This window comes from Nocardia farcinica, from assembly GCF_029867845.1.
Taxonomy (GTDB): domain Bacteria; phylum Actinomycetota; class Actinomycetes; order Mycobacteriales; family Mycobacteriaceae; genus Nocardia; species Nocardia farcinica_A.
On the sequence record NZ_JARWRU010000552.1, the window covers coordinates 1 to 6,625 of the forward strand.

Sequence of the window (6,625 nt, forward strand, 5' to 3'; positions counted from 1 at the left end):
TCCTGAAACCTCCGCTCGCTCGCGCCTGGCGGCTGCCGCCCGGCGAAACGCGCTGCGCGCGAGCTAGCTTCGGCGGCCGTTCGCCGCGACGGCCGCGAGGGTTGGACTGCGCTGTTCGCGGGTAGACGAATGGACGGCGAACCTCGGCGTTACCGCGTCCATCGGCGTCCAGGATCTGGAATAGTCTGCAGGGGAAACGGCCACTCGGCAGTGACGTGACGTACTGTCGCTGTCGCTATTCATACGACTAACCCGTCAGGGAGAGGGAAGAACTGTGCGCACGACTGGCAGCCGCCTATTCACCAGTGAGTCCGTGACCGAGGGTCATCCGGACAAGATCTGTGACGCGATCAGCGATTCCATCCTCGACGCGTTGCTCGCCGAGGACCCGCGCAGCCGGGTCGCGGTCGAAACCCTCGTGACCACCGGCCAGGTGCACGTGGCCGGTGAGGTCACCACCTCCGCCTACGCCGACATCCCGCGCATCGTGCGCGAGAAGGTGCTCGACATCGGCTACGACTCCTCGGCCAAGGGCTTCGACGGCAACTCCTGCGGCGTCAACATCGCGATCGGCGCACAGTCCCCCGACATCGCGCAGGGCGTGGACACCTCGCACGAGGCCCGCGTCGGCGGCACCGACGACGAGATCGCCAAGCAGGGCGCCGGCGACCAGGGCCTGATGTTCGGCTACGCCACCCGCGACACCCCGGAGCTGATGCCGCTGCCGATCGCGCTGGCGCACCGCCTGTCGCGCAAGCTCACCGAGGTCCGCAAGACCGGTGTGCTGCCCTACCTGCGTCCCGACGGCAAGACCCAGGTGACCATCGAGTACGACGGCGCCCGCCCGGTCCGGCTGGACACCGTGGTCATCTCCACCCAGCACGCCGCCGACATCGACCTGGACAACCTGCTCACCCCGGACATCAGGGAAAAGGTCGTCGACGCGGTGCTGGCCGATCTGGCCCTGCCCGATCTGGACACCTCCGACATCCGGCTGCTGGTCAACCCGACCGGCAAGTTCGTGCTCGGCGGCCCGATGGGTGATGCGGGCCTGACCGGCCGCAAGATCATCGTCGACACCTACGGCGGCATGGCCCGCCACGGCGGCGGCGCCTTCTCCGGCAAGGACCCGTCGAAGGTGGACCGCTCGGCCGCCTACGCCATGCGCTGGGTCGCCAAGAACGTGGTCGCCGCCGACCTGGCCGAGCGCGTCGAGGTGCAGGTCGCCTACGCCATCGGCAAGGCCGCCCCGGTCGGTCTGTTCGTGGAGACCTTCGGCACCGAGAAGGTCGACCCGGCCCGCATCGCGACCGCCATCACCGAGGTCTTCGACCTGCGTCCGGGCGCGATCATCCGCGATCTGGACCTGCTGCGCCCGATCTACGCGCCGACCGCCGCCTACGGTCACTTCGGCCGCACCGATGTCGATCTGCCCTGGGAGCACACCGACCGTGCCGACAAGCTGCGCGCGGCTGTCGGTCTCTAGAACGCCCGGGTCAGCGTGAGCCGACCCGCCGCAGGCGAACCCGTTGCCCCCGCGGACACGCAGTCCGCGGGGGCGGCTGCGTCCACGGGCCGCCGCCAGCGCAAGCCGCCGTCCGCACCCGCCGCGCGCCTGCCCGTGGCCAGGGTGCTGCCGCTGCTCACCCCCGCCCACCTGGACCGCGACTTCGACTATCTCGTTCCCGCCGAGTTCGACGAACTCGCCCGCCCCGGCGTGCGGGTGCGCGTCCGCTTCGCCGGTCGCCTCGTCGACGGCTATCTGCTGGAGCGGCTCGAACGCAGCGAGCACACCGGGAAACTGATCGCCCTCGAACGCGTCGTCTCCGGCGAGCAGGTGCTCACCCCCGAAATCCTGCGCCTGGCAACGATTGTCGCCGCCCGGTACGCGGGCACCCGCGCCGATGTGCTGCGGCTCGCCGTCCCGCCCCGGCACGGACGCACCGAGAACGGTTCCGCCAAGGCAGGAGCCGCGTCGTCGACGACGGAAGAGGCCGAGGGCGAATCGAATTCGGTTTCGGATCCGCCGTCCGCCGCCGGGGCGCCCGGCGTTCCGCACGCTGCCGACAGGGCGGGCGCGGACGGCCAGGTGACCGCGCCCGCGACACCGGCGACAGTCGCGGAGCCCGGCCCGGCGCGCGCGGCTGCCGTGGACTCGACGCCGTGGTCGCGCTACCTGCACGGCCGCTCCTTCCTCGACGCACTGGCGGAGGGCAGGGGCGTGCGAGCGGCGTGGCAGGCGCTGCCGGGGGAGGACTGGCCGCGCAGGCTGGCGGAACTGGCGGCGACGGTGGTGGCCACCGGACGCGGCGCGATCGTCATGGTGCCGGATCAGCGCGATCTGGATCGTGTCCTCGCGGAGTGCCGGACGCTGGTGGGGGAGCGGGCGGTCGGGCTGGCCGCGGGGCTGGGACCCGCCGCGCGCTACCGCCGGTGGCTCGCTGTGCTGCGCGGGCAGGCGCGGCTGGTGGTCGGCACCCGCAGTGCGGTGTTCGCGCCGGTCGTCCGGCTCGGCCTGCTGGTGATCTGGGACGACGGGGACGACACCTACGCCGAGCCGCGCGCGCCGTACCCGCACGCTCGGGAGGTGGCGATGCTGCGCGCGCACCAGACCGGCGCCGCGTTCGTCGCGGCCGGCTTTTCGCGTACGGCCGAGATCCAGGCCGTCGTGGACAGCGGGTGGGCGCGTGACCTGGTCGCCGAGCGTGCGGTGCTGCGCACGGCCGCGCCGAGGATCAGCGCGCCGGGCGACAGCGATATCGCGCTCGAGCGCGACCCGATCGCCCGCGCGGTCCGCATTCCGGCCGCCGCCTTCTCCGCCGCGCGTGCCGCGCTGAAGGAGGGCGCCGCGGTGCTGGTCCAGGTGCCACGGCGTGGGTATGTGCCCGCGCTGGCCTGCGCCAAGTGCCGCACCCCGGCGCGGTGCAGGCGCTGCAACGGCCCGCTCGCCCTGCCCGAGGGCGGCCGTCCCGGTGTGGCGCACAGCCCGGCCTGCCGATGGTGCGGTATCGCCGAGGCCGCCTACTGCTGTCCGGTGTGCGCGGGACGCGCGCTGCGGGCGGTGGTCATCGGCGCGACACGCACCGCCGAAGAACTCGGCCGGGCTTTTCCCGGTGTTCCGATCCGCGGCTCCAGCGCGGGCGCGATGCTCGACAGCGTCGACCCGGGGCCGCAGGTGGTGGTGGCCACCGTCGGCGCCGAACCGACGGTGCGCGGCGGATACGGCGTCGCGTTGCTGCTCGACGGCTGGGCGCTGCTCGGCCGCGCCGACCTGCGCGCCGCCGAGGACGCGCTGCGTCGCTGGATGAACGCCGCCGCGCTGGTGCGGGCGCACGGACAGGTGCTGGTCATGGCCGAGCCCGCGCTGCCGACGGTGCAGGCGCTGGTGCGCTGGGACCCGGTCGGGCACGCCAGGTCCGAGGTGGACGCGCGCGCCGAGGTCGGCTTCCCGCCCGCCGTGCGTCTGGCCGCGATCGACGGGTCGGCCGAGGCGGTCGGGGAACTGCTCGCCGCGGCGGATCTGCCCCAGGGCGTCGAGGTGCTCGGACCGGTGCCGCTGCCGCCTGGCGCGCGCACCCCCTTCTCGGTCGATAGCGAGGCCGAGGTCGAGCGCGTGCTGTTGCGCATCGACCGCAGGGGCGGCGCCGCTCTGGCCGCGGCGCTGGTGGCGGCACAGGCGGTGCGCAGCACCCACCGATCGGACGCGCCGCTGCGGGTGCAGATCGACCCCGTCGACATCGGCTGACCGAGCCGCTCGAAGTCGACCCCCGCTTTCCGCCGCGCCGATCGGCGCGGTGTTTCCATCCGGCTGCGACGTGGAACACATATGTCGAACCCTTGTTTCGGATGCATTGTCGATATATCGTCGACAACGTAAGCAACAACAAGCCCGAGGAGGCTGAACACATGGAGCACGAGAACCTCCACCCCCACCATCACCCCCGCGGCTCCCGGCGAGGCGGCCCGCGCGAGTTCGATCGCCGCGCTCATCGGCGCGGTCCCCGGCACGGCTTCGGTCCCGAGTTCGGGCCCGGTCCCGGCTTCGGCCCCGGTTTCGGTCCGCACTTCGGACGCGGCCGCGGTCGCGGCGGACGCGGCAGGCGCGGTGACGTCCGCGCGGCCGTCCTGCTGCTGCTCACCGAGCGGCCCATGCACGGCTACGAGCTCATCCAGCAGATCCGCGAGCGCAGTGACGACATCTGGCGTCCCAGCCCCGGCTCGATCTACCCCGCGCTGTCCCAGCTCGAGGATGAGGGCCTGGTCATCATCGAGAAGGTCGCCGGGCGCAAGACCGCCCAGCTGACCGAGGAGGGCACCGCCTACGTCGCCGAGCACAAGGACGAACTGGGTGACCCGTGGTCCGACGTGAAGAACGACGTGGGCGCCCAGGCCATCGACCTGCGCGCGCTCGTCGGCCAGCTCATGGGCGCGGTCGCCCAGGTCGCCGCGGTCGGCACCCCGCAACAGGCGGCCAAGGCCGCCGAAGTGCTCAACGAGGCGCGAAAGTCGCTCTACCGCATCCTGGCCGAGGACGACAAGACCGACTCGTGAGACGTTCCCGATACCTCTTCGATATGCGGCATGCAATGCCGTAGGGGGATCATTGGGGTATGTACCAACTGGTCCGTGGTCCGGGCCGGGGAGTGTCACAAGCAGTGCGCGCCACGGCAGTCGGAATCCTCACAGCCGTGGCGGTCACCATCGCCACGGCTGTCGCATCGGGTGCCCCTGTCGAGGTTCCGGTCGTGCCGGGACCGAGTCAATCCGACCATCTCGCCGCCGCCGTATACCAACGGCAGCACCACCAGCTCGTAGCGCCTTCGGGCACAAACGATTTCGGTTGCCGTCCCGACGCGGCGCATCCCCGGCCGGTGGTGCTCGCGCACGGCACCGACTCCACGGCCTACTCCGACTGGTCGGCGATCGGGCCGAGCCTGGTCGAGGCCGGATTCTGCGTCTTCGCACCGAATTACGGCGGCGCACCGGGCGCCGACACCTTCGGTACCGGGGATCTGCTGGCCAGCGCCGCGCAGTTCGGCGACTTCGTCGACCGCGTGCTGGCCGAGACCGGCGCCGAGCAGGTCGATCTGGTCGGCTTCTCCCAGGGCGCCACCGTGACCCGTTACTACGTCAACAAGCTCGGCGGCGCCGAGAAGGTGGGCCGCTGGGTCGGTCTGGCCTCGCCCACCTACGGCGGGGTGATGTACGGGCTGGCGCCCATCGCCCAGGCGGTGCCCGGCGCACTCGAGGCCTTCGCGCTGGTCACCTCGCTGGCCGCGGTGCAGCAGGCGCAGGGCTCGCCGACCATGCTCGCGGTCAACGAGGGCGGCGACACGGTGCCCGGCGTGGAGTACACGACCATCGGCAGCCGCGTCGACGAGATGATCCAGCCGTTCGAGAACATCGCGCTGCGGGGCCAGGGCGCCCGCAATCTCGTCCTGCAGGACCTGTGCCCGCCGAACCTCACCGGCCACTTCCACATGGTCTACGACCCGTACGTGCGCGATCTGCTGCTCACCGTGCTCGACCCCGGGCACGCGCCGGAGCCGGTGTGCGTGCCGGTGGCCCTCGGCACCGGCATTCCCGAGGTCGTCATCGCAGGCAACAGCTGAAGCCGGTCTCGCACGGGTGGGCGGGGCGGTCTGCGCCGGTCACTAGAATGGGGCGACCGTATCCGTCGTTCTGCCGGGAGCCATCGTGACCATCCAGCCCGTTCGCCTGTTCGGCGATCCCATCCTGCGCGCGCGTGCGTCGGAGGTCACCGAGTTCGACCGGGAGTTGCGCCGGCTCGTCACCGACCTCGTCGACACCACGCACGACGACGGCGGTGTGGGCATGGCCGCCCCGCAGATCGGTGTCGGCCTGCGCGTGTTCGTCTACGACACCGGTGACGCCTCGGGGCATCTGGTCAATCCGACCTATACCGTGGTCGGCGACGAGGAACAGGTCGGTCCCGAGGGCTGCCTGTCGATCCCCGGGCTGCGCTACGACACCCGTCGTGCGCTGCGGGTCCGGGTGTCGGGTGTCGACTACAACGGCGAGCCCGTCGCCTTCGACGCCGAGAAGCTGCTGGCGCGCTGCGTCCAGCACGAAACCGACCATCTCGACGGGGTGCTGTTCATCGACCGGCTCGACCCCGCCGCCCGAAAGGAAGCGATGCGCGCGATCCGCGAATCCGATTGGTTCGAGGCAGGAATCACCGTGCGCGAGAGCAGCGGCGCCGGACAGGCGGCCGGACCGTTCGGGCGGGCCAACTGATGCGGCTGGTCTTCGCGGGCACTCCCGAGCCCGCCGTCCCCTCGCTGCGCAGGCTCATCGCCTCCACACGGCACGAGGTGGTCGCCGTGGTGACCCGTCCCGACGCCGTCGCGGGCCGCGGCCGCAAGGTGACCCGCTCGCCGATCGGCGCGCTCGCCGACGAGCACGGCATCCCGGTGCTCACCCCCGCCAAGCCGTCGGATCCACAATTCCTGGCCACGCTCACCGACTTGGCCCCCGACTGCTGCCCGGTGGTCGCCTACGGCGCGTTGCTGCCCCAGCGGGCGCTGGACATCCCGCGCCACGGCTGGGTCAACCTGCACTTCTCGCTGCTGCCCGCATGGCGCGGGGCGGCGCCGGTGCAGGC

General features: G+C 72.0%; 6 protein-coding genes. All 6 read left to right on the forward strand.

What is annotated here, in order from left to right; all coding sequences use genetic code 11:
* The first annotated feature begins 274 nt into the window (after nt 1-274).
* Complete coding sequence (gene metK, locus QH283_RS11980) at nt 275-1,486, forward strand: methionine adenosyltransferase (RefSeq protein ID WP_280503079.1); 1,212 nt, start codon at nt 275-277, stop codon at nt 1,484-1,486.
* Between the two features lie 129 nt (nt 1,487-1,615).
* The gene (locus tag QH283_RS11985) at nt 1,616-3,745 is read left to right on the forward strand and encodes a primosomal protein N' (protein WP_280503083.1); all 2,130 of its coding nucleotides are present in this window, start codon (nt 1,616-1,618) and stop codon (nt 3,743-3,745) included.
* A gap of 161 nt (nt 3,746-3,906) precedes the next feature.
* Nucleotides 3,907-4,551 (forward strand): PadR family transcriptional regulator, encoded by a 645-nt coding sequence (locus tag QH283_RS11990; RefSeq protein WP_280503080.1) that lies wholly within the window; start codon nt 3,907-3,909, stop codon nt 4,549-4,551.
* Between the two features lie 59 nt (nt 4,552-4,610).
* Nucleotides 4,611-5,612 (forward strand): esterase/lipase family protein, encoded by a 1,002-nt coding sequence (locus QH283_RS11995; RefSeq protein WP_432420714.1) that lies wholly within the window; start codon nt 4,611-4,613, stop codon nt 5,610-5,612.
* 85 nt (nt 5,613-5,697) lie between these two features.
* Nucleotides 5,698-6,258: a peptide deformylase gene (def, locus tag QH283_RS12000; protein ID WP_280503081.1), complete on the forward strand. Its 561-nt coding sequence runs from the start codon at nt 5,698-5,700 to the stop codon at nt 6,256-6,258.
* The coding region (locus tag QH283_RS12005; RefSeq protein ID WP_280503082.1) for a methionyl-tRNA formyltransferase at nt 6,258-6,625 on the forward strand (368 nt) is incomplete at its 3' end. The genes def and QH283_RS12005, both read left to right, overlap by 1 nt.

Coding starts and splice junctions, on each gene's coding strand:
- QH283_RS11990 (WP_280503080.1), top strand. CDS start 3,907: ATGGAGCACGAGAACCTCCACCCCCACCATCACCCCCGCGGCTCCCGG.
- QH283_RS11995 (WP_432420714.1), top strand. CDS start 4,611: ATGTACCAACTGGTCCGTGGTCCGGGCCGGGGAGTGTCACAAGCAGTG.